22 protein-coding genes and 1 pseudogene are annotated in these 24,097 nt (G+C 39.7%); 16 read left to right on the top strand and 7 right to left on the bottom strand.

The features are described 5' to 3' along the window. The first annotated feature begins 163 nt into the window (after positions 1-163). From QOW94_RS01755 to QOW94_RS01745, 3 genes are read left to right on the top strand one after another with little or no spacing between them, the layout of a single operon-like run. Positions 164-718 (top strand): lysophospholipid acyltransferase family protein, encoded by a 555-nt coding sequence (locus QOW94_RS01755; RefSeq protein ID WP_283678355.1) that lies wholly within the window; start codon positions 164-166, stop codon positions 716-718. 8 nt (positions 719-726) lie between these two features. After that, complete coding sequence (locus tag QOW94_RS01750; RefSeq protein WP_283678353.1) at positions 727-1,488, top strand: SDR family oxidoreductase; 762 nt, start codon at positions 727-729, stop codon at positions 1,486-1,488. Positions 1,489-1,534: 46 nt separating this feature from the next. Continuing rightward, the gene (locus QOW94_RS01745) at positions 1,535-2,116 is read left to right on the top strand and encodes a TetR/AcrR family transcriptional regulator (protein ID WP_283678352.1); all 582 of its coding nucleotides are present in this window, start codon (positions 1,535-1,537) and stop codon (positions 2,114-2,116) included. On the opposite strand, the gene QOW94_RS01740 is transcribed toward QOW94_RS01745, so the two are convergent. Beyond that, positions 2,113-2,739: a TetR/AcrR family transcriptional regulator gene (locus QOW94_RS01740; protein WP_283678351.1), complete on the bottom strand. Its 627-nt coding sequence runs from the start codon at positions 2,737-2,739 to the stop codon at positions 2,113-2,115. The two genes, QOW94_RS01745 and QOW94_RS01740, sit on opposite strands and share 4 nt — an antisense overlap. A 121-nt stretch (positions 2,740-2,860) precedes the next feature. Here QOW94_RS01740 and QOW94_RS01735 point away from each other — a divergent pair, with 121 nt between their 5' ends. Next, complete coding sequence (locus tag QOW94_RS01735; protein ID WP_283678350.1) at positions 2,861-3,931, top strand: Mbeg1-like protein; 1,071 nt, start codon at positions 2,861-2,863, stop codon at positions 3,929-3,931. Positions 3,932-4,032: 101 nt separating this feature from the next. Here the strand turns inward: QOW94_RS01735 and QOW94_RS01730 are convergent, their stop codons facing one another. Then, on the bottom strand, positions 4,033-4,236 hold the full coding sequence (locus QOW94_RS01730) for a hypothetical protein (RefSeq protein WP_283678348.1): 204 nt from the start codon (positions 4,234-4,236) through the stop codon (positions 4,033-4,035). A gap of 34 nt (positions 4,237-4,270) precedes the next feature. Further along, positions 4,271-5,221 (bottom strand): AraC family transcriptional regulator, encoded by a 951-nt coding sequence (locus QOW94_RS01725; RefSeq protein ID WP_283678347.1) that lies wholly within the window; start codon positions 5,219-5,221, stop codon positions 4,271-4,273. Between the two features lie 379 nt (positions 5,222-5,600). Between QOW94_RS01725 and QOW94_RS01720 the strand changes: the two genes are divergently transcribed. Both QOW94_RS01720 and QOW94_RS01715 read left to right on the top strand, forming a co-directional pair. After that, complete coding sequence (locus QOW94_RS01720; RefSeq protein ID WP_283678346.1) at positions 5,601-7,028, top strand: glycoside-pentoside-hexuronide (GPH):cation symporter; 1,428 nt, start codon at positions 5,601-5,603, stop codon at positions 7,026-7,028. Between the two features lie 41 nt (positions 7,029-7,069). Continuing rightward, on the top strand, positions 7,070-9,037 hold the full coding sequence (locus QOW94_RS01715; protein WP_283678345.1) for a glycoside hydrolase family 127 protein: 1,968 nt from the start codon (positions 7,070-7,072) through the stop codon (positions 9,035-9,037). A 515-nt stretch (positions 9,038-9,552) separates the two neighbouring features. Here QOW94_RS01715 and QOW94_RS01710 read toward each other — a convergent pair. Further along, the gene (locus QOW94_RS01710; protein WP_283678343.1) at positions 9,553-10,107 is read right to left on the bottom strand and encodes a TetR/AcrR family transcriptional regulator; all 555 of its coding nucleotides are present in this window, start codon (positions 10,105-10,107) and stop codon (positions 9,553-9,555) included. Between the two features lie 147 nt (positions 10,108-10,254). On the opposite strand from QOW94_RS01710, the gene QOW94_RS01705 reads away from it, so the two are divergent. The 5 genes and pseudogenes from QOW94_RS01705 (at position 10,255) to QOW94_RS11065 (ending at position 17,290) form a co-directional block, all read left to right on the top strand. Beyond that, positions 10,255-10,956 carry an ABC transporter ATP-binding protein gene (locus QOW94_RS01705; RefSeq protein WP_283678342.1) on the top strand — a complete coding sequence of 234 codons (702 nt, stop codon included), beginning with the start codon at positions 10,255-10,257 and terminating at the stop codon, positions 10,954-10,956. Between the two features lie 10 nt (positions 10,957-10,966). After that, positions 10,967-13,579 carry an ABC transporter permease gene (locus QOW94_RS01700; protein WP_283678340.1) on the top strand — a complete coding sequence of 871 codons (2,613 nt, stop codon included), beginning with the start codon at positions 10,967-10,969 and terminating at the stop codon, positions 13,577-13,579. Positions 13,580-14,100: 521 nt separating this feature from the next. Continuing rightward, complete coding sequence (locus QOW94_RS01695) at positions 14,101-15,000, top strand: proline iminopeptidase-family hydrolase (protein WP_283678339.1); 900 nt, start codon at positions 14,101-14,103, stop codon at positions 14,998-15,000. A gap of 13 nt (positions 15,001-15,013) precedes the next feature. Continuing rightward, positions 15,014-16,630, top strand: a complete 1,617-nt coding sequence (locus QOW94_RS01690; protein WP_283678338.1) for a peptide ABC transporter substrate-binding protein — start codon at positions 15,014-15,016, stop codon at positions 16,628-16,630. A gap of 63 nt (positions 16,631-16,693) precedes the next feature. After that, positions 16,694-17,290, top strand: a pseudogene (locus QOW94_RS11065) (TMEM175 family protein). Positions 17,291-17,365: 75 nt separating this feature from the next. Here QOW94_RS11065 and budA read toward each other — a convergent pair. After that, the gene (budA, locus tag QOW94_RS01675; RefSeq protein ID WP_283678335.1) at positions 17,366-18,082 is read right to left on the bottom strand and encodes an acetolactate decarboxylase; all 717 of its coding nucleotides are present in this window, start codon (positions 18,080-18,082) and stop codon (positions 17,366-17,368) included. Positions 18,083-18,100: 18 nt separating this feature from the next. After that, complete coding sequence (alsS, locus tag QOW94_RS01670; protein ID WP_283678333.1) at positions 18,101-19,774, bottom strand: acetolactate synthase AlsS; 1,674 nt, start codon at positions 19,772-19,774, stop codon at positions 18,101-18,103. A gap of 96 nt (positions 19,775-19,870) precedes the next feature. Between alsS and QOW94_RS01665 the strand changes: the two genes are divergently transcribed. The 5 genes from QOW94_RS01665 (at position 19,871) to QOW94_RS01645 (ending at position 22,982) form a co-directional block, all read left to right on the top strand. Next, positions 19,871-20,293, top strand: coding sequence for a MarR family winged helix-turn-helix transcriptional regulator (locus tag QOW94_RS01665; RefSeq protein ID WP_283678332.1), 423 nt, complete (start codon positions 19,871-19,873; stop codon positions 20,291-20,293). 9 nt (positions 20,294-20,302) lie between these two features. Then, positions 20,303-20,791 (top strand): GNAT family N-acetyltransferase, encoded by a 489-nt coding sequence (locus tag QOW94_RS01660; protein ID WP_283678331.1) that lies wholly within the window; start codon positions 20,303-20,305, stop codon positions 20,789-20,791. A gap of 438 nt (positions 20,792-21,229) precedes the next feature. Beyond that, entirely contained in the window at positions 21,230-21,865 is a 636-nt protein-coding gene (locus QOW94_RS01655) for a uracil-DNA glycosylase (protein ID WP_283678330.1), read from the top strand. A 355-nt stretch (positions 21,866-22,220) separates the two neighbouring features. Beyond that, the gene (locus QOW94_RS01650; protein WP_283678329.1) at positions 22,221-22,646 is read left to right on the top strand and encodes a MarR family winged helix-turn-helix transcriptional regulator; all 426 of its coding nucleotides are present in this window, start codon (positions 22,221-22,223) and stop codon (positions 22,644-22,646) included. Beyond that, positions 22,647-22,982: a DUF2316 family protein gene (locus tag QOW94_RS01645; protein WP_283678327.1), complete on the top strand. Its 336-nt coding sequence runs from the start codon at positions 22,647-22,649 to the stop codon at positions 22,980-22,982. Between the two features lie 57 nt (positions 22,983-23,039). Here QOW94_RS01645 and QOW94_RS01640 read toward each other — a convergent pair whose 3' ends face one another. Continuing rightward, positions 23,040-23,516 (bottom strand): hypothetical protein, encoded by a 477-nt coding sequence (locus QOW94_RS01640; protein WP_283678326.1) that lies wholly within the window; start codon positions 23,514-23,516, stop codon positions 23,040-23,042. Positions 23,517-24,097: the final 581 nt, after the last annotated feature.

Below are 24,097 nucleotides of genomic sequence, written 5' to 3'. Positions count from 1 at the left end.
CTCGAGAAATCGGGCTTTTTTTGTACTCATTTTGGGCTAAGACTAAATTAACGATTAAGGCTTATTAAAATCCATTGACCAACTATACTAGTACAGTTTATGCTAGTATAGTTCGAAGTAAGGATAAGTGTTTTTCCCATTAAATGGGAAACGGGAGGCAGCTATGTTTTTTTATAAAGTTTCAAGAATTGCAGTGAAAATGTGGTTATTAGCTTATCTCGGCCCAACAAGAGTAACTGGTAAGCAAAATTTACCATTAGGACCATTTGTGCTCGTTGCTAATCACAGATATTTGTGGGATGCACCTTTATTGGCTGTAAGTGTTTCGAACGTATTCTTCTTTATGGCGAAGAAAGAACTATTTAATATTCCAGGGCTTAATGTTCTTTTGGGCCACTTAAATGCTTTTCCGGTGGATAGAAAAGCAGCTGCTTTTAAAAGTATTAAACAGCCAATCGAAAGATTAAAGACTAAACCTTACCCATTGATTATTTTTCCAACTGGATCACGTTTTTCGAATGAATTTAAACCAGGGTACCTATTAATTGCCCAGAAAAGTTCAGTGCCAGTTGTTCCGGCCTATATTTCCCATAAGGGTTGGGGCCGAACCGAAATCAGCTTTGGTGAGCCATATTATATTAACGAAACTGTTACGCATAAAACTGAGCCTGAACTGAATCAAGTGTTGAGACAGGAAATGGCAAAACTTAGAGCTTAGGAGAAGAAATGGCAGGATTATTACTAGAAAATAAACGGATTGTCATCATGGGGATTACCAATCAGTCAAGTTTGGCATGGGGAATAGCACAAGTTGCTTTTAAGCAAGGGGCTGAGGTGATTTTAACTTATCAGAATGAACGGATAAAAAAGCAGTTACTTAAGTTTATTCCTGAAGAGGTAAGTTTATACCAATGTGATGTTAGTAAAGCTGAGAATGTCAGGGATACTTTTGCGACTATTATGCACGATGGTGGTCGGGTTCAGGGAATTGTTCACGCTATTGCATATGCAAATCCAAGTTCACTTCAGGGTGAGGTAATGGATATTAACGCTGATGATTTCATGAATAGTGAACTGATCAGTAGTTACTCATTAATTTCAGTTGCTAAGTATGGGAAAGAACTGTTGGAGCTAGGTGGAAGTATCGTGACTTTGACCTATATTGGAGCTCATCGAGCAGTTCCTAATTACAATTTAATGGGAATTGCCAAGGCAAGCTTGGAATCAATAGTTGTTTATCTAGCAAGAGATTTAGGCAAGCATAGTATCCGAATTAATGCTGTGTCCGCCGGACCGGTTAAAACCCTCTCGCTAACCGGAATCAAAAATTATCAAAGTCTACTTCATAACTATAATGAGCGAACGATTGACGGAAAACCGATAAAGGCCTCTCAAATTGGCAATGTTGTTTTATTCTTACTTAGTACTCTTTCTTCAGGGATGACGGGGGACGTTATGTACGTTGATTGGGGAATTCATTTGCAATAAAAAAGCCGTCGATGGTCGACGGGAAAGGAGATATTTGGTTTTAAAAATGGTAGACCAACGGGAATTTAATTCAAAGCAAGCAATTCAGACCGCCTTCTGGGTAGTGTTAGCTAACAAAGGGTTTAAGGCAATGAAAGTAGCGGACATAATCAAAAAAGCTAGTATCAATAGGAGTACTTTCTATGCTCACTATCATGATAAGAATGAGTTGCTAAAGGAGAAGCAAGATACTCTTATTAATACAATGGTCAATGAAGCTCTAAAAGTAGATGTGTCAAAGTATACAGGTAGGGAAAATCAACTTGAGTCGATAATTTATTCCTTCTGTATCTGCACAATGAAATACGTTCGTGAGAACGGTTGTAAAATTAAATCACTATATAAAAATAGAAGTGACACATTGTTTGAAGAAAAGTTAAAAAAAAGCTTGTATAAATTATATCCAGAATGGAAATCAGAATTAGCTCGCCATAACAGGGTGCAACCTAAGTATGTTTATCAAGGGATGGTTGGTATGACTTTCAAAGTTATGATTTTCTGGATCAATAACCAGTATGATGTTGAACCAGAACAAATTTCTCGAATGATAACAGGGATAGTGATTAGCCTTATAAGTGAATCGGATTAATCGCTAATGGTAACTAATTGCCACCCCTTATTCTTCAGTTGGTTATAGTACTCATCAGCTGATTCCAAAGTATCATCAATAAACTGCTGAGACTTATGGAGTAGGTTTAATAAAGTTTGGATGATAGTTTTCACAATTTGATTAATTTGAAGTTGATAATTTTTTCTAAACCGATAAAGTTGCAGCCCACCACTGGTTGCAAATAAAAATGAAGCTTTTATCTGCTTGGCTTCTTCCTTGACTAACTCTTTTTCAGTTAACCACTTGTCAAAGAAACCCATGAAGACGTTAAATAACTCGTTATTGTCGATAATTTCGTTCATAAACTCATGGATTTTATCGTCGCGAGAGATAAAATCAAAGAACAGCATCATAAAAGTTGTTAGTTTTGTGTATGAATCCTTGATTGGAATGGATTTCAGCCAGTGGTCAAAGTTAATTATCATTAGTTGTTCAAGAATCTCTGCTTTCTTTGGAAAATAATATTGGAGCAGGGACTTACTAATTCCAACTTCATTGGCAATTTCTTTATAGGTAACTTTTTTATATCCATTTTCGATAAATAGTGGTTGAGCGGATTGTAAAATTTTTGTCTTTAATTTTTCTGGGTTACTTTCGCTCATTGAGATTCCTCGTTTCGTTATAAATCATTAACTTGATTTGTTATTTAAACTATACTAGTATAGCATTCATAATGCAACTCATTAATACATCTGAACATGGTTAGATTGGGAGTGAAACGTGTTGAAAACGATAATTAATTACATAGAAGAAATGGGGCACGATTCATTTGATAAACGTCCATTAAATGAGTTGGATAGTGCAGTATTTTCTCAGCTTGCTTATCTAAAATTCAATCAACTACCAGCAGACTATTGTCATAGGCTTGGAAGTTTAGCCAGCGACGCTAGGATTCTGGATAAAATCACGGAATTCACTTGGAATCAAGCGATGAATAAAGAGCTAGTGGTTGCTTTATCAAACAGTACGCGGTATAGAGATATTATTTGGGACGATTTTATCCAGGAATTTGATCCTGAAAGGGAGCAACAATTTACCGCGGTTACCTTCACATTGAATAATACCACTCGATACATTGCGTTTCGAGGAACGGAGGCAACTTTAGTTGGTTGGAAGGAAGATTTTAACATGCTGTTTTTACCTTCAATTCCTTCTCAGCAGGCGGCAGTTAATTACGTGACTCGGGTAATTAAAAATACTAATACCAAGTATTACTTAGGTGGTCATTCGAAAGGTGGTAATTTGGCAACCTTCGTGGCAAACAATATTGATGATTCAATTGCAGATCACGTTATTGCGAGTTTTAATCATGATGGGCCAAGTGATTTAACCAAAGCGAAAAATGGTGCTAACATTCCGGTCTTTAAGACCATTCCAAATAATTCGCTTATTGGAGTAACCATGGAAACAAGTAATAATTATACAGTGGTTAAAAGTAATGCGACTGGTTATAATCAGCATGACTTATTTACTTGGCAAGTTAAAGGAAACCGGTTTGAACGGGTAGCATCCACCACTCCCTTTTCTAAAAAAATTCAGGCCACAACGGTAACGATGGCTAATGCGCTTGATGAACAGGCTAAGCGAGAGTATGTAAATGCGTTATATTCAACCGTGAAAATTGATAATGTAGTTAATTTTCGGGATATGCGGATGGCTAAATTAGCCCTTGCCAAGCACTTTATCGTTACTGTTTATAATATGGATAGTCTTAAACGCAAACGGTGTGTGGATATCAGTAGAAAATTACTATTATCGTTGGCAGGAGGAAACAGTAAGAAAAGCGCCAGCTAAACCCCATAATGCATGGATAAAGGCAAAACCGCACCGGTAATTTCAAGAAAATGAAATTGTCGGCGCGGTTTTATGTTTTGGTTAATCTTTTTATCTTATCCCTAACTTTGTTTTGATCCATCAAACTTCCTTGCAATCGCAAAACTAACAAAGATGGCAAGAACTAGAAATCCAGCGATTAAAATTGTTGTTCCGTTATTTGCCATTTGATGGTCAGCAACCTTCCACGCTACCATGATTAGGGCTAACTGGAATACCCATGCTAAAATTGGTTGACCTGCGAGTTTAAAAGTAAAAAATTTCATTATTGATTATCTCCTTAAAATTTGAATGTTGGAATTATTCTGGGATATCCCCGTTTTCGGGAATATAGTCGATGGAATCCGCAATTCGTTTTGGAATTGGAATTTGGGGATCGACGTGGGGGTTGTTCAAGTGAATCCGGTTATAAGAGTTACGGTACTCAGATGGAGTCAAGCCAGTTTCGTGTTTAAAACGGCGCATAAACGTCTTGTCATCACTGAAGTAGGCGTAATCCGCAATCTGCTTAATTGGGAGTTCAGTTCTAACTAGTAGTAGGGATGCGACCTCAATCTTCAGATGATTGATGTATTGGAGGGTGGTCATTCCCGTGTACTTCTTGAACAATCTTGTTAAGTAATCTGGATTGAGATGGACCCTGTCGGCGATTTGTTGGACGGTTAATTGGCAAGAAATGTTGGCCCGAATCCATTCTTTAAGGTAATTGATTTTTGTTTGTTCTTCGTTTGGTTCGTAAGCGTTTAGAAATAGTTTGAAAATTCGAACCATCATTGCTGAACAGAGAAAGTCGCGCTCCTCAATATAGGAAATTTCATCTCTTGTCGACAAAATTTGATGAATCAAAACCATCACTTGCCGGTCATCGTTTAGCTTGAAATGAATTGGCAGTGATATTTGGTGGTGGGTCGATTTTTTGTTTCTCAGTTCACTTGCTAGTTCTTCAACGTTGGCAGTAAAACTCCGTTCCTTAAACTGGGAGAAAAAGTGAACCCAGTAAAAGTCAGCCCCCTCGGGCGAGTCTTTGTAGCCGAAAAATTCTGAAAATGGCGGAACGATAAATGCTTCGCCCTTCTCAATAGTGAACTGTTGCCCCTCAACTTCAATGTAGATAGGTCCCCTAATACATACAATTAATTCATAATCTCCTTTATGCCGCATGCTACGATGATGCCATGCAGAATCGGTGATGAATTCGCCACCTTTATAAAACAGTAATGTTTTTTCAAGGGTGAAAGTAAAAAATTGCATCATAAAGCCTCCAAAATCTATAAAGTCGGAAATGGACACCAAGTGTCATAATAATTAAACATTGTGAAATGTCGGATGTTGACACCAAAGATGAGGTAACCGCTACCAGAAGTCTAATCAACGCCATCTCAAACCGCAAACTAGTCGGATTTGATTACCATATTTCGTATTATAGACCTTTTTATCTAATTTGGAAACGCTTACTATGTACCTGTAAACAAAAAGAAGGAGGCGATAAAAAGTATCGCTGATCTAAGGGCGCATGCCTGGCGAGTATTCCCCTAACCGCATATAAGAAATAGCAATTTATTTTTTAGGAATTCTATGTAAGCGGTTAACTCGTTGTTGTAGGACAAAAAATTTTTTGGAGGCTTTAATTATGAGTGCAAATAATCCAGGTGCACAACACATTGATTCAAATGTTGCTTCAGCTCAAGCATTGCTTGCTGACGACAAATTACCATTACACCGTAAAATAACTTACGGATTTACTGATATGTCTGGTAACTTGCTGTACTGTATTATCAGTTCATATATGCTTTACTTCTTTACTAACGTCTTTGGACTTTCAGTAGGGATGGCCGGAACTTTACTTTTGATTGGTCGTTTCTTCGATGCTATCGGTGCTCCTGTCATGGGTATCTTAGTTGATCATACTAAGAGTAAATATGGTAAGAGTCGTCCTTGGTTCCTCTGGATGTCATTACCATTTGCCGTATTCGTTTGGTTGTTATTCACTACTCCAGCTCTTTCTGGAACAGCCAAGATCGTTTACGCCGGTGTAATGTACATCTTAGCCGACTTATCATATACAGCTATGTCAACTCCTATCACATCTGTATTGCCTAACTTGACTTCAGATACTGATGGTCGGATGCAAGCCAACTCAATTCGTTTAGTTCTTGGTAACGTTGGTAACTTCTTCGCCGTTACATTCATCATCCCATTTGCTACTTACTTGGGTCATGGTAACGACCAAAGAGGTTGGTCACTTGCCGTTGGTGTTTACTCAATCGTTGCATTTATCCTTTTGATTGTTGCTTTCTTGGATATGCGTGAAAAGAACATCGAATCAGAAGAAGTAATCACGATTCGTCAAAGTTTGAAAGCTACAAAGCACAACTGGCCATGGATGATCATTGTTGCAGCCAACTTGCTTTACTGGACTGCATTCATCGTTCGTAACTCAGCATTACCATACTACTTCCAATACAATTTGAGTGATAAGAACTTAATCTCATTCTTCAACGGTTTCTCAATCATCCAGGTTCTTGGAATGGCTTCAGTTCCATTGTTTGTTAAGATTTTCCACAAGTGGGGAACTACAGTATTCTTCCTTGCATTGACTATGATTGGTCAAGTTGGTATTGGTCTTGCAGGTAGTAACGTCACCGTTGCCTTAGTATTCTGGTGTATTGCATGTATCGGTTCAGGTTCAGCATGTACCATGTTCTTCGGTATGGTTGGTGACACCGTTGACTTTGGTGAATGGAAGAACGGTATCCGTGCTAACGGATTCTTGACTGCCATTGGTGCTTCATTCTGTATCCAAATGGGTTCAGGATTTGGTTCGTTCATCGCTGCTAAGATTATGGCCGGATTCGGTTTCTCAGCTGCATTGAAGACTCAATCAGCTGCCAGCCTTGGCGGTATCAGCTTCACCTTCGTATGGGTTCCAGTAATCATTTACGCAATCAGCTTGATTCTCATGATCATGTACCGTAAGTGGGAAAACCATGAAAAGGTTGTTACATCTGACCTGGCAAAGCGTCACGCAGAAGAAGCTGCAAAAGCAGCCCAAGCTTAATTTGAAATTTGTTCACTAAGAAATGAAAGGAAGAAGTCAGAATGAAAGTACTTACTTCACCCAAATTAAATAAAGTTGAGGTTACCTCAGACTTTTGGAAGAGATATCGTGAGTTAGTTGTTAAAGAAGTGCTCCCTTACCAATGGGCAGTTATGAACGACGAAGCAGATATCAGCATTGCAGAAGATCCTCAAAATAACGGTCAAGACAAAAATAGTCATGCCGTTGCCAACTTGAAGATTGCTGCGGGCAAGATGGAAGGTCATCATTATGGCTTCCCATTCCAAGATACCGATGTTTACAAGTGGTTGGAAGCTGCAGCATACTCATTCACTTATCATCCAAATGAGGATCTCAAGAAAATCACCGATGAATTAATTGATTTGATTGCTGATGCTCAAGATGATGATGGTTACCTATCAACTTACTTCCAAATTGATGCCCCTGAAAGAAAGTTCAAACGTCTTCAACAATCACACGAACTTTACACTATGGGTCACTACATTGAAGCTGGAGTTGCATACTTCCAAACTACTGGTAACCAAAAGGCTTTGGACATCGCAACTAGAATGGCAGATTGCATCGATGATAACTTCGGTCTTGAAGATGGCAAAATCGCAGGAATTGATGGTCACCCAGAGATAGAATTAGCCTTAGCTCGTTTGTATGAAGTTACAGACGAACAACGTTACCTCGATTTGGCTCATTACTTCTTGAACCAACGTGGTCAAGATCCAGATTTCTTTGACAGACAAATCGAAAAAGATGGCGTTGACCGTGATTTGATTGCCAATATGCAAGACTTCCCAAAGAGTTACTACCAAAATGACAAGCCAATCAAAGACCAAGAGGCATTGACTGGTCACGCAGTTCGGGTTGTTTACCTTTGTACCGGTATCGCTCACGTAGCTCGTTTGACAGGTGATCAAGACTTGTTAGCTGCATGCAAACGTTTCTGGAACGACATCGTAAAACGCAGAATGTACGTAACTGGAAACATCGGCTCAACCACTACTGGTGAATCATTCACTTATGATTACGATTTACCTAACGATACGATGTACGGTGAAACTTGTGCTTCAGTTGGTATGTCATTCTTCGCTAAGCAAATGCTTGGGGTTGAAGCAAAGGGTGAATATGGCGATGTCCTTGAAAAGGAACTGTTTAACGGTACTCTTTCAGGAATGTCACTTGACGGTAAGCACTTCTACTACGTTAACCCACTTGAAGCTGATCCAGTTGCTTCAAAGGGTAACCCTGGCAAGTCACACGTATTGACTCACCGGGCTGACTGGTTTGGTTGCGCATGTTGTCCAGCAAACTTGGCTCGTTTGATCACATCAGTTGATCGTTACATTTACACAGTCAAGGGTGACACTGTATTAAGCCACCAATTCATTTCTAACAACGCTAGTTTCGAAAATGGTGTATCTGTTGAACAAACTAACAACTTCCCATGGGCCGGCGATATTCACTACACCATCTCAAACCCAGAGGGAGCAGAATTCAGCTTTGGTATCAGAATTCCAGGTTGGTCAAAGAGCACCGATATCAAGGTTAACGGTCAAGCTGCTGACTTAGCAAATGACAACGGATTTGTATACGTTCAAGTTGCTGAAGGCACTACTACTACTATCGACCTTGACCTCGATATGAGCACTAAGTTCATGCGTTCAAACAACCGCAACGAAGAAGACTACGGTCAAGTTGCAGTTCAACGTGGACCAATCGTTTACGCTGCTGAACAAGAAGATAACGAAATTCCATTGTGGTTGTACAAGGTTAACACCAAAGAACAGCCAGAATATCACTTTGACGAACAACTCCTTGATGGGGTAGGGGTTGTGAGTGTTGTCGCTGAGAAACCAGTTCTTGATGACGAGAATGATGATCTCTACGTTGAAGATAAAGAAGAGAAGTTAATTCCAAGTAAACTCACTTTGATTCCTTACTATTCATGGGCAAACAGAAGTGATGGCCAAATGAGAGTTTGGTTGAATAAGCAATAATGTTCAAATAGAAAACGGGGGAAACGGAAATGGACCCCGTTTTTTATTTGGAATAAATACACTTCAAGATTTGAATTAACGAATGGTAACTTTGTGACTGGAAACTCTCAATTAGTTTCGACTAAAAAGTAAATAAAAAGAGGTATGGAGTGATTCCAATTCCATACCTCTTTTGTAATTAAAGTGAGATATTTTAAATTAAGTGTTGCTTTTTATAAACCGTTATCATCGTTGTAGTAACCAGAATTCATTAGGCTTTTACATTTAAAATGAAAAAGTCGGAAAAATATACCATATATAACTTTTAGGGTATTTATATTTCGGTAGAAACCGCTTACAATGAATTATAGACAGTCGTTATTAAATATGATTTGTCGACCAGGGGTGTAGGTAAGGCCGTACTTGCATTCTTCGGAATTAGGCGTTTTGCACAGTGTTGGTAACTTTGCATTTTGCTCCTAAACTAATCAACTTAATCTAAGGAACACAGAAGCCATCTCCAGCTTCTGTGTTTTTTATTTTGGTGCGTATGGCACACTCTTGTAAATCACCTCAGCAACCTGAGCAGCGGTTAGTTGACTGTCAGTCGCAAGCCATTTCAGAATTATGTTAACTGAACCAGCCATGCAAAAGTCGAAATACATATCGTTTACTTCGGGGTCTGCTTCGTGGAAGTGAGCTTCAATCCGTTGTTTGGTTTGAGAACGGAGTGGTTGAATCAGTTTGTTAAGCAACCGGTTACTCTCAATATCCTGCAAGATAACAGTGGTTGCCGGACTATTTTCTTTGATGGTTGTCAGAAGGTTAGCAAGAAAATCGCTGGAATTTTTAATTAGGAATTCATCGATCATTGGTTTGATTTCTGAAATCAAATCGTCTTCAATCGCATTAAATAATTCTTGAGGGGTATTATAGTGTAGATAAAACGTACCTCGGTTAACATCTGCACGATTGGTAATTTCAGTGATGGTAACTTTGTCGAGAGGTTTAGTTTGTAAAATGGATAGTAATGCATCTTTAAGTAGCCGTTTGGTAATTTGAGTTCTGCGGTTATCCTTAGTTCCAACCATAGCTTGTATCCCCTTTAACTGAACAAATAATTAATAAATGTTGATTAGATAACACGTGGTTAAATATTGGTTATTGATATCTTGTTTTTAAGATAGCATACTGTCATTAAAAGAACAATGTGTTCATTTAAAAGTGGAGGAATTTTGATGGCTTATATTGAAGTCAAAAACGAGTTTAAAAAGTACCAAATGGGTGACACGGAAATTGTTGCCAATAATGATATCAGCTTTGAAGTTGAAAAGGGTAAACTGACTGTGATTCTGGGGCCAAGTGGTGCTGGTAAATCAACGGTGTTGAACATGCTAGGTGGTATGGATAGCCCAACCAGTGGTCAAATCATTGTCGACGGGGCGAATGTTGCTGAGTACAATGACAAGCAATTGACTCAATACCGGCGCAATGACGTTGGCTTTATTTTTCAGTTTTACAACTTGATCCCGAATCTCTCAACGTTAGAAAACGTCGAGTTAGCCACCTCTCTGGTTGATGATGGGCAGGATGCCGGTGAAGTTCTCAAAGAAGTCGGCCTTGAAAAGCGATTGAATAACTTTCCTTCTCAACTATCTGGTGGGGAGCAACAACGGGTGGCAATCGCTCGAGCATTGGCTAAAAACCCTAAGTTGTTACTGTGCGATGAACCTACTGAGGCTCTAGATTACAAGACCGGAAAACAGGTTTTGCAGTTGTTGAACGATGCAAGTCGCAAGTTTGGGAGAACGGTAATTATCATCACGCATAACTCTGAAATTGCCAAGATGGCGGATCGGGTCATTCATATCAACGATGCCCAAGTTAGAGACGTTGAAAACCACGAGAATCCAGTTCCCGTCGAAGACATCGTTTGGTAGGTGAGTAGAGATGAATAAATTACTATTCAGAAATATCAAGGGATCGCTTGGTCGATTCTTCGCGATTGCTCTAATCATCATGCTTGGGGTGCTGATTTTCGTTGGGGTCAAGGCAACAGGCCCCGCGCTAAATGACTCTCTTCAGTCAGAAGTTAAAACGCAGCGATTGAGTGATGTACAAGTTATATCTGATAAGGGATTCACGGACAAGGATGTCAAGGCAGCTGAAAAGGTCAGTGGTGCCAAAGCTGAAGCGGTTAAGTACAAGACTGCAATCGGTGGTAAGAACCGTGATGCGGTTGCGGTCTATGGATACAAGAAGAATGCCAAACAGAATAAGCTGATTATAAGAAGTGGCCATTTACCAAAAAAGGCGAATGAAATTGTCCTTGATAGTAAGGCCAAAAAAGATGAAGGTTATAAATTAGGAGATTCGTTCAAGTTTGCTAAGTCAGCCAAACTAAAGCAACGAACTTACAAGGTGGTTGGTTTTGCCGATTCGGTTCAGTACATTGATAATTCAACGCGGGGCGCCGCTAATATTGGGAATGGGCAGGTTCAATTTTTTGCCTACGTTACCGATAAAGCGATGAATATGCCCGTTAACACCGCAATTAATGTTCGATTCAATAGTTTGGATAAGTACGCTACGTTCTCTAAGAAATATAAGAATGCAGTCGATGATAAAGTATCTGATTTAAAACGAGAGTTGAACGATCGTAAAGCCGATCGGGCTAACGAACTAGCTGGGCCTGCGCTTAAGAAGCTTGATGCTGCTCAAACTAAACTCGATGATTCTCAAAAGCAACTTGATAAGTCCAAGGCTGCTCTCAAAAAGGCGTCAAATGGTCAAATGACTGCTAATAGTCAATTAACGAGTGCTCAAAAACGGATCGATGCTAGTAAGAAAAAATTAGTTTCTCAAAGGGCAAAGGTAGAAAAAGCTACGAAACCAACGTATTTATGGTCAACCAGAGAAGATTTTCCAGGCTTCAGTGGGTACGGTGATAGTTCTGACCGAATTGCGGCGATCGCCAATGTCTTTCCACTTTTCTTCTTCCTTTTAGCAGCTTTAATTACCTTTACAACGGTTACTAGAATGGTTGAGGAATCCCGAGGCCAGATTGGAACGCTGAAGGCCCTTGGGTTTTCAAAGGGATCGATTGCCTATCAGTACGTAATGTATGCATTTTATGCTGCGTTACTTGGAATTGTTGGCGGTTCGTTGATTGGAAATCTGACGTTACCGAGATTTGTGTTATCGATGTACAAAACTTACGTGCTTAAAGATTCAGTCGTTAACTTTGACTGGGTTTCAATTGGCTTGGCAGTGATTCTGGCACTTATTTCAACCGTTGGAGCTGCTTTCATTGTTATTTCCAAAGAAGTACGCGTTGTGCCATCAGAATTAATGCGACCAAAAGCTCCCAAGTCGGCAAAAAAGATTCTATTAGAACGGATTACATTTATTTGGTCTAGGTTAAAATTCAACCAAAAAATCAGTTATCGAAATCTGTTCAGATTTAAGTCACGTGGATTTATGACGATTTTAGGGATTGCCGGTGGAACGGCGCTGATTCTGACTGGATTTGGCTTGGATAACTCGATCTCGGGCTCTGGAAAACTTCAGTATGGCAATATTATCCATTATGATGCGGTTGTTCAGTCAAAGACTCCTGCTAAACTGGCGAGTGTTCAAAGAACAGTCAAAAAAGGTGGCGACTATCGTGATAGTGCTAGGGTTGCCACCGGAACTGTTAAGGCTTCTAATGGAAACGGTAATGTGGCTGACATCACCGTTTATGCTCCTGAGAATAAAGGCGACTTCAAGAAATTTATCAATGTTCGGGATGATAAGACTAAGAAGCCATTAAAGATAAGTGACGATGGCGTTATCATCACCGAGAAGATGGCCAAGAAATTAAAGGTCAAAAAGGGCGACACAATTTCGTTAGCTAGATCAGGTCAATCGAAAACTAAGGCGAAGGTTATTGGTATAGCTGAAAACTACGTAAGTAATTTTATTTATACAACTAAGAATCGTTATCAGAAATTCATGCATGAAAAGCCAGAAGTGAAAACATTATTGGTTAAGTTACACAACACTGATAAGAGTAAGGAAACCAAGCTGGGTAAGAAGTGGATAACCGATAACAGTGATATTCTTGGGATTAGTTTTACTCGGGATCAACAGAAAACCCTGTCTAATATGGCCAGTCAGATGGGACCAGTTGTCTGGATTTTCATTCTACTTTCAGGGTTATTGTCGTTTATTGTGCTTTACAATCTGAATAATATCAATGTTTCGGAGCGATTGCGGGAACTTTCGACAATTAAAGTATTGGGATTTTTCGATCCTGAGGTAACGATGTATGTTGCCCGTGAAAGCATCATTCTGGCCATTGTTGGAATTGTTGCTGGCTACGGATTGGGGACCCTGCTTACGGTCTATGTTCTTCATCAAGCAGCGACAACGGCAGTGATTTTCCCATTGATTATCAAACCGCTTGGTTACGTTGTGGCAACGATTTTGATGATTATGTTCAATCTAATTGTGATTATGCTGACCCATAGACGGCTTAAGCGAGTGGATATGGTCGAGGCATTGAAATCAAATGAGTAATAGTTAATTTAATTAAGTTCAAATTGCTGTCGGCAATTTGAACTTTTTTTATTTGCTATAATTTTTGACAGTTAATGTAGGAATCCTCAACGATTTATCCATCATATAGCGATAAATGAACTTTTTTCTAAAATACGGTTGACTTTGGTGAAGGGTAACTGGTAAAGTACAAGACATTAATAAATGATTAGAAAATTAAAAAACGCAACAATGAGGAACTGATCATTATAATTTTTTTCAGAGAGCTCTTGGCTGGTGAAAAAGGGTAAAATTTGTAAAGATTATATCCCCTCTAGTGGCAAGGATGAACTTAGTAATCCTTGATGGTATCCAACCGTTATTTTGGACACGTATCGCAATCCTGCCGGCGGATTGCCGTGCGTGAAGGCATGGCTTTATTTTGCTAGTAAAGCTATTGCGTCGATAGGTGGTACCGCGGAAACGCCCTATGTAGAAATACATAGGGCGTTTTTTATTTTCTATTCAAATCTAAATATAAAAATAAAATGAGGTGTGTATAAATGTTTGAAGGAAGTAAAGTATTAACTTTGAAAAATGGATTTCATTTATTTTCAAGAACGGTGGGAACTGGTAAAGTAAATCTTCTTTGTCTACACGGTGGACCAGGTGGTACTCATGAAGAGTTTGAAAATTTTGCTGAAATGCTTGGCCCAGACAAAGTTAGAGTTTCTATGTATGACCAGCTAGGTTCGTTTTTTTCTGATCAGCCAGATTATAATAATCCAGAAAATAAGAAGTACTTAACATTAGATTATTATTTGTCGGAGTTAGAAGAAGTTAGACAACAGTTGGGACTAGATGATTTTTATTTGTTAGGTCATTCATGGGGAGGATTGCTTGCTCAAGAATACGCACTGAAGTACGGGAATCATTTAAAAGGACTAATTGTTATGAGCATGATTGACAGTATTGAGGAATATACACCAAATGTTAATCGGCTACGTGATGAAACATTATCGGCATTTGATGTCGAGTATATGAGAAATGTTGAAGAGCAAGAAAGATTTGATGATCCAAAGTACCAACAGTTAGTGAATGTATTAAACGGAAATTTTGTTATGCGTCATCCAGAAAATGGTGCAAAACATTTGGTAAGCCATAATGCATCTCCTGTGTATAACTACTTTCAAGGCAATAATGAGTTTGTGATGGTTGGAAAACTGAATGGATGGGATCGTAGAAATGATGTTCAAAATCTAAAAATGCCAACTCTTTTAACATTTGGTGATCACGATACTATGCCTCTTGACGCTGCAAAGAGAATGGAGAAAAAAATTCCAAACTCAAGATTAGTTTTGACTCCAGATGGTGGTCACTGTCATAGTGTTGATAATCCTAGTGCATTTTTTAAAACTTTGGGTGAGTTTTTGAAGGATGTTGAGAATAATGATTTTAAATAGGGAGTGAATTGTGATGAGGAAAAAATATTTAACTGGTAGTTTATTATTAGTGTTAGGAGTTATGCTGGCTGGTTGTGGGGCATCAGGAGCAAAAAAGGACAAAAAAACAATTTCCTTAATGCAGGATACTGACTTAATGTCGTTGGATACTTCAAATCATGCAGACTTGACTCAATGGAATGTTTTGGAACAAAGCATGGAAGGATTATATCGTTCAGACCAAAATAATAAACCTTCCGCGGGAATTGCGGAAAAAGTTGTAAAACCTACTAATAATGGATTAACGTACACTTTTAAATTAAGAAAGAGTGCAAAATGGAGCGATGGAAAAGCAGTGACTGCTCAAGACTTTGAGAATGCATGGAAACGTTCTGCAGCACCAACTGCGAAGTCTGGATATAATTACATATTCTCTGGTATTAAGAATGCTGACGCCGTTTCAGCTGGAAAGAAGCCTGCGTCATCGTTGGGAGTCAAAGCGCTGGATCAACATACTTTGCAGGTAGAGTTGGATCATCCTATGCCATATTTTACAAAGATGATGGTATTGCCGGCATTTTTCCCACAAGAAACAAGTGCAGTGAAGAAGTATGGCAGTAAGTATGGAACAAGTTCGGATAAAATGACATATGATGGACCATTTAAGGTTAATGGATGGAATGGGTCGAATGATAGTTGGACTCTTACAAAAAATCACTATTATTACGACTTGAAAGATATTAAATTAGACCAAATTAATATGAAAGTTGTGAAAGATGCTAATACAGCACATAATTTATTTGAGCAAAAGAAGCTTGATGATGCAACGATTACTGGAACCACAGCTCAAGGATTACAAAATGACAAGAGCCTGATTCATGTTGAAAAAGCCGGTACTTATTATGCACGTCTTAATGTGGCAAACGGGAAGGCGTTAAATAATGTTAAGATGCGTCAAGCTGTCAATTTGGCAGTTGATAGAGAAAAACTTACTAACAAGGTGTTAGCTGACGGATCAACACCCGCGTACACATATGTTGCGAATAAATTAACAACGGATCCAACAACTGGAAAAGATTTTGGGAAAGAGATGGAACCTACCGATAAGTATGATGTTTCAAAAGCCAAAGAGTTATGGAAACAAGGAATGAAAGAGTCTGGTAAGAAGGATGTTACTTTAACTGTTTATGGTAATGATGATGGGATTTCCAAAGAGGTGGCAGAATTCCTACAATCAACCTTGCAACAAAGTCTACCAAATTTGAAAGTTGAAGCTCGCAATCTACCTGATAAGGCAGTTCAAAGTGCCACGGATGAAGGTAAATTTGATTTATCACAAACTCTTTGGCTGGCTGATTTTGCGGATCCAATTGGTTTTATGACAATTCTTCAAACTGGAAATCCTCAAAACCATGGAAAGTTTAGCGACAAAGCTTATGATAAGTATGTCGATAACGCAGAGAGCTCAGCAGCAAATAATGAAAAAGAATATTGGTCAAATTTACGGAATGCTGAAAAGGTCTTAAATGAAAAGGCACCGGTTGTGCCACTGTACCACATGGTTCAAAGTCATTTGGTTAATTCTAAGCTTAAGGGTGTTATGTATCATCCAGTCGGTGAGGATGATTACACAAGGGCTTACTTAAAGTAAAATAAATCGTTATTCATCCCAACATGTTATCCTAAAGGTATCATTAACGCGTGGGGGGATTACATGGATAAAGGAAGAGTTGCCGCTTTTACTGATGCCGTTGTGGCAATCATAATGACGATTATGGTTTTGGAATTCAAGACTCCCGAAAGTTTTAAATGGGAAGGAATCTTTGAGCAGCTTCCGTATCTGGTAGCATACGCCGTTAGTTTCTTATATATCGGGGTTGCTTAGTACAATCATCATTACATGTTTGCGATAGCCCACCGAATCACTAAGAAGGTGTATTGGTATAACAACTTTTGGTTGTTCGCAATGTCACTGATCCCAGTTTCGACGGCTTGGGCTGGTAAATTTATTGATAAACGAGCTCCGGAGTACTTCTATATTTTTATCTTTATTTTGTGGAGTATTATGTATCTGCTGTTAACGCGGGAGATTATTAATGAGCTTGAGCAGAATGGTCAAGGTGCCGATGCAAAAAGAATTAGGGCAATGACGATCTATCGCTTTTTGATAAGTTGGAAGGCGATCCCGATTCATCTGTTTATGCTGGTGGCCATTTACTTTTTCCCACCATCTGGATTAATAATCACATTTATTGAATTGGTCTACATGGCTCTGCACACTACTTCAGACAGCGATAAAATTTTTGAATAAAAAACAGGATCCGTTCCCCTCACGCCAATAAGGGGTCGAATCCTGTTTTCTTGTTTTTCACTTAATCCAATTGACTTATTTTTCTGATTTTTCAATACTGCCAGCAATATCGTCAGTCGAAAAATCGTGGTTTCGATAATCTTGATCCGCAACCGGTAAATGTTGCTCAAGGGTATCGAACACCTGGGCTGTAATGTCAGCTTTATCGACTGTGAAGCCGAGAACATGACCACCAAAGTCTTTCTCCTTAGACAAAAAGTGGTAATGAAAACCGCCGACGGCAGCCCCGTTAAATAGTTCTGGGGAGTAGTATCCAAGAAGGGTTCCAGATACCTTGTCCCGTTTAAAAATACTTTGCTGCTCAGCAGTTTCTGCCAGTGTCTTGTATGGGGTGTTTGACTTGGCAACGGCCCGGGTGGTTACGTTAGAAAATTCACCCGTGGCAACTACTGAGAAGAAAGTGTTGTTGTTATTCATTAGTTCCAAAATCTGCTCACTGAATGGACCTTGAGCGACGTTTTCTGCTTCAAATAGCGGTTTGTAGTTCGCCCAATTAGTGTTAGCAAACGGCATCGTAAAGTCAGCCGAGACAACGTTGACTTCCCCACTGGCCGAAACCTGATATGGAGTGCCGTCCAGAATAATCAACTCGCCATCTAAACCCTCACCGGTACCGATACCGGTGTCTCCGTGGTTTAGAAATTCACCCATTGTGATTGTTCCCTTTAGTAGACCAGGGACAAGCAAAGCAAGGGTGCCATGTTGATATAAAACGTTTGGATTATGTTGCATACTTGTCATCTCTTTACTTTAATTTAAAATATCATCGAGCAACGCCGACTTTAGTTTAATATTATCACTATAATCGACCGGAATGTCGATAACCGATGGACCGTCTTCCGTGAGTGCTTGTTGCATCGCCTCCTTAATCTCGGCTTTGGTGGTTGCGGTGTGGCCGTGGGCACCAAAACTCTTGGCATAAGCTGCAAAGTCTACTGGTCCAAGGGTAACGCCAGCATCCTTGCCGTACTTAGCAACTTCTTGAAATTTTACCATATCGTAGTAACCGTCGTTGAAAATTACTTGAACGATATTCAGGTTAAGTCGAACTGCGGTTTCAAGCTCAGCACCCGAAAATAGGAAGCCACCGTCACCCGATACAGAAACAACTGGTTTGCTTGAATCTTCTAGCGCTGCGACGATTGCCCAGGGGAGTGATACCCCAAGCGTCTGCATTCCATTACTGAAAAGAAGGTGCCGTGGTTGATAACTCCTAAAGTAGCGAGCCATCCATATGTAAAAGCTTCCTACGTCAACAGTAACGGTGGTGTCGCTAGCAATCTCTTCCTGCAAGGCATCGACAACGTCGAGGGGATGAACCAGGCTTTCCCTTGCGGGGGTGGTTTCAATTGTCCGCTCGTTTAGCTTTTGTCTGAGATTATCTAAGTCCTTGATGAAGTCAAACTGAAGCTGGGTGGCTTTAATCGTATCAGCTAGCTTAGTAATCGTCTTCGCAATATCAACAACTGCGGTTACGTCAGGTTGGTAGTCAGCACTGATTTCTGGGGCAACCTCGTCAATACTAATAACTTCAGAGGTGTGTTCAGCGTTCCAAATCCGACCTTCGTACTCAACTGGATCGTAACCAATGGTAATCACAAGGTCACTGTCCCTTAATAGATTATCACCAATTTGATTTCTAAATAACCCAACCCGACCAAAATAGTGACTTTCTAGTTCTTTTGAGATGATTCCAGCTCCCTGGAAAGTCTCAACAACCGGAATTGAAGCCACTTTAAGAAGTGCTTGGATTGCGGCGGCATTGGCGGGGGTTGATGCTCTCATTCCGGCAAGGATAACGGGATGGGATGCTGATTTTAGTTTATTGATAACTTTATTGATGGTCTCGTCGTCTGCAGCACTCTGCTTAGCTGGTTTAACAGTCCCGATGACATCACGGTCAGTTTCTCCGGCTAAAACATCACCTGGAACTGACACAAACGTAGCCCCTGCTTTGGGAGCCACTGAAGTCTGATACGCATTAGTAAAGGCCTCTGATAAGTTGTTTGAGTCCTGAACTTCCACGCTGCTCTTGGTTACATTTGCCATGATAGCTTGGCTGGGAATGCTTTGATGAGTTAATCTTGCCACGTCATCGCGGGGAACCTGACCACCGATTGCGATAACCGGATCAGCCTCGGATGTTGCTGTTAATAGGCCAGTAATTAAGTTTGAAACCCCAGGACCAGATGTTGTGGCGGCCACCCCTGGTTTACCTGTCAAACGACCAACTCCTGCCGCCATGAAGGCTGCGTCTTGTTCGTGACGTGTTATTATTAGTTTTGGAGCTTTGGGGTCGGTGCTGTATTTCAAGTCTTCAAATAGTTGGTCGACTTTGGCACCGGGTACTCCGAAAACGTACTTGATACCTTGGTTGATCATGCTTTGAATCAATGCTTGGGAACCAGTTAATTTTTTAGTCATAATCAATACCTCGTTTTTTATGTGTTGAATTGTCAACATATAAAAGATATTCTATTAGTGTTGAATTGTCAACATACTTGAAAGGACTTTTTGCAAATGAAAGACTTAGGCTATTTAGCACAGGATATTTCTATCTTGCACCGTCAGTACTATAAGGACACCGGTGCGTTGTTCAGTGAATACGATTTAAATCCAACCGCGGTGTGTGTGTTACTGACGGTTCATGATAAACAAGGAATCAATCAAAACCAAGTTGCGCGAGAACTCGTAATTGATAAGGGGTTAGCAACTAGGGAAGTTAAAAAAATGGTTGAGTTAGACTTGTTATCAAAAACAGCTGGCCGGGGCCATCAAGTGTTATTGAATACAACAGTGAGCGGTGACCGCTTAATTCCAACCGTTCAAAAAATCAGAAGTGATTGGTGGAAAGAACGGCTGGGCGAGTCCGGAATCACCGTTGACAGTCCACTGTTTGAAGCCATTGATAAGGTTGTTTCAACCATTGTTGAACCAGATTAGGAGGCCCATATGACAACTATTCGACCAATAACAAGTAATGATGATGTCAAGATGGCTGAAATCATTCGGACATTATTAAAGTCTTTCAACCTTGATAAACCAGGAACGGCTTATTTTGATCCTGAGCTTGATCATTTGAGTGAGTTTTACGGCCAAACGCAAAAACGGCAATACTTTGTGGCTGTTAATGATGATAATGAAGTGGTTGGGGGAGCAGGAGCCGCTGAGTATGATGCTGAAAATGGGGTGGCGGAACTCCAAAAACTTTATGTATCAGCGTCAGCTCAGGGTGATCATCTAAGTACCAAGCTGATTGATCGGGTGGTTGAGTTTGCCCGGCAGGCTGGCTATGAAAAATTATACTTAGAGACCCACCATGATTTGAGTGCCGCTGTTCATGTGTACGATAAGTATGGGTTTACACTCCTTGATGGCCCTATTGGCGGTGGTGAACACCAAGCGATGGATATATTCTATGAATTAAAGCTAAAAAAATAGCCTCATCTTCAACTTATCGTTGAAAACGAAGCAGATTTGGAAACCATTTTCCATCTGGTTTCCGCCCCAAGCTACCTAAGAACAGGTAGCTAATACCACGACATGTATTATTGGGTTTGTTCAGGGACAACCCCTGAATCCACCTTTAGATTATGTTATTTACGGTTAGATAGCAAGTAATATAGCTCAAAAAAACAGTGGTCTGACAAGTATAATTAACTACTTATCAGACCGCTGCTATGTAACAAAACAACGAACAATATATGCAACCCTTGTTTTTCCAGACAATAGTTGCTGGGGCTCACATTTCCGGGAGTGAGCCCCCTGTACCACGACACCCTTAGTGTATGCCATTAAATATTATTATGCAACCGCTTATAGATACATTGACAACAATTTTTGGTAATATTTTCTTAGATGGAAAGGTGGGTAACTGAAATGGTAATTCAAACTGTATTGACTCCCGAGTGGATCGAGTGGGGAAAACAGCGCTCCAATGAATTTGAATTTTTGGAAGGCTTTGTTGCGGGGGAAGGTGGCGTTGATCCGAAGATCTTGCTACTTGGAGAAGCCCCTGGCGCTAAGGAGATTGAACTTGGTCATCCATTTCAAGGACCTTCAGGAAAAGAATTAGATCGCTGGTTGGCTTCGCTCAACTTGACTCGTGAAGATGTGTATATTTTTGGGGTGGTTAGCGCTAGGCCGTTCCGAGTAGGAAAGTCTGGATTGAAAAGTGATCGCCGCCCCAATAATAAGGAAGTTAAGGCGTTTGCCCCGATGTTTGATTATGAGCTGGCCAAGTTTCCTAATCGCTTACTGGTTACGATGGGCAATGCAAGCTTACAGCGCCTGTTGGGTAAAGATGCCAAGATTGGTGAGTTGCACGGTAAGTTTATCCATCAACAGGTTCAAGTGTTCAACCAAGAATCCGGCAAATTCGAAATGAGCGACAAAGAGTATGATATTTTTCCGTTGTATCACCCTTCGTACTCCAAACGGTTCAAGAGTATGCAACCGGTGGTGGATGCTGATTCAGCTAAACTGAAAGAATTATTGGCGAATAGGATGGTTTGACCCAATATTTTTTCAAACTTAAATCACTTTAAGCTTAGTTTAAGGTAGCGGGGTTATTCTAAACACAATTAAAAGACGAGGCATAGCGATAGGGTCGCAGCTATCGCGGTGGTTGATCAATAACCCTTAAATGTTTCAAAATAAATAATCTCCCCCCAATGTATTTTATTTATTGACACTGAGTAAGTCGCAAGCTTGATGTGTCAACCACCACCTCACAATCTTTTAATACCCCGAAGAATATGAATATACTAAAGAACGATCTCTCTCACCGTGAGGTCGTTTTTTTCTGTCAAAAAATGGTTGCAATTGCAACTATTAGTAGTAAACTACTAATAAATATGAGGTGAAATCAATGGACAGCTCTCAAACGGCAACGATGATTTACCAAATCTACAAGCTAGGCACTGGATTGTTGGCCAAACGGTTACGCAAACATAAACTTAACGTTGACCAGGCAGTTTCAGTTCTTTTGATTGCCAAATATAATAAAATCAATCAACAAGAAATTGGGACGAAGATAGGTCGAAGTGCGGCTAGTATGTCGAATTTAATGAAGTCGTTAGAAACTAGAGGCTTTATTTTTCGGATTCCCGACAGCCGGGACGACCGGGAGAAAAATTTAAAACTCACGGCAGTAGGAACGAAGATAGCTATTGAAATCAAGAAGGAATTTGATAGTATTTCAGACTTGATTGAGGATATTCTTGAAGATAGAGAAAGTTTAGTTTCAGAATTAGAAAATATTAGAAATCAATTTAGGCAGATGGAGGACCTTTAAATGACGTTAACCCCAGAGGAGCAAAGCAACACCAGAATTGAGCTTCAACGTAATTTCGATTTGGCAGATATTACCTTGGCGGATGCCGCTCGTGATTTGAATACTACCCCGGAGCACGTGGATGACGTCTTGAAGCTCCATTCGCGAAGAATAGAAGAACCCTGGGTTTTAAAGAATTACCTTAATCGAATTATTAAGGACAATGGGGACACGCCCTATCCTTATTCCAAGTTAGCAGGGAGCCCAATGCTACATATGTTTTTAGATCAGAAATATATTCGACGGGGCAAATTAGATGAAGAACCTGATTTGTCGAGTGACAATTTTAACTATTAAGAAAATAAAACCTCCACAGTGATTTATGAGTTGATATCACTATGGAAGTTTTTTGGATTAATTTTTATTTTGATACATAACTTTATGCATGTAATGGCCGAAATCAAAGTTGACTCCGCGGTAATAGGCGAGCGCTTTTTTAGAGTTTGGAAGGCGAACTCCTAGGACATATGCAGGCTTACTGAAAGCTTTCTTTGGTAACCGACTTGGTTTTCCAAAACTATACGTTGTGGTTTTATTACTGAAAGCAAAGTAGAAGTTGCTTTTGTTCTTTAAAATAATAACTGGTTTCTGCTTGTCCCATTTGTACTTATTTGTCTTTAAATTAAATTTGCCCGTTCTAACCGTCTTTTTTTCGATTTGCAGAGCGTAGTTATAAGATTTACTGTTAGGAATCCTAACTCCTAGGTACCGCCCTCGGTATGTAGTTGGAAACGACGTTGGTTTGATGGTACTGGCGGTTGCTGAATAACTGCCTAATAAACCAGTGGTTAGCGCTGTGGTTGCAAAAATGATTCCAGTTATTGCTTTCATTGATTGATCCCACTTTCCTCAAGTATTTATTCCCTCTAATTGCTATTCTAGCAGTGGGAGTAGGGATTAACTACCTTTGATCAGTACTTTTTTCAAAAAGATTTTGGTTTTAAAGTTGGTTTAAGGTTAGTTCGATAATATATAGACAATCAATAAGGAAAGGAAGCGAACGATTCCCCCTCGATCAAACAACTTAGCATGAAAACTAAAACTAGAATAAATAACTATTCCATCTTTTAGGAGGCGATGCGGATAATCATAAGTCTTTCCACCTAGAGTATTAAGTGAAAACGAACAACCCAAAAACCCAATTAAACAAACGAATAATTAGAGCATAAAAATTTTTCCTCAAATTGCGGGATCTCACCCCTAATTGCTATCTAGACTCCCCCAATAAAACTCTAGATTAGCTTAGATCCCGTCCAAAACTCCAAATAGAATAAATTGTAAACAAGAGGCTGGGACAAAAGTCCTAGTTAAAGCAAAAAAGCTTCGGAAATAAAAATTTCCGAGGCTTTTTTGCATTTTACGTAGCACAGAGAATTCAACTCTGCTATTCTTAAATCGACTAAAACCCAAGG

Origin of the sequence: Lentilactobacillus sp. Marseille-Q4993, assembly GCF_951230165.1 — a bacterium.
Classification (GTDB): Bacteria; Bacillota; Bacilli; order Lactobacillales; family Lactobacillaceae; genus Lentilactobacillus.
Note: the sequence above shows the minus strand (reverse complement) of the source record. Positions and strands in the feature narration are given on the sequence as shown.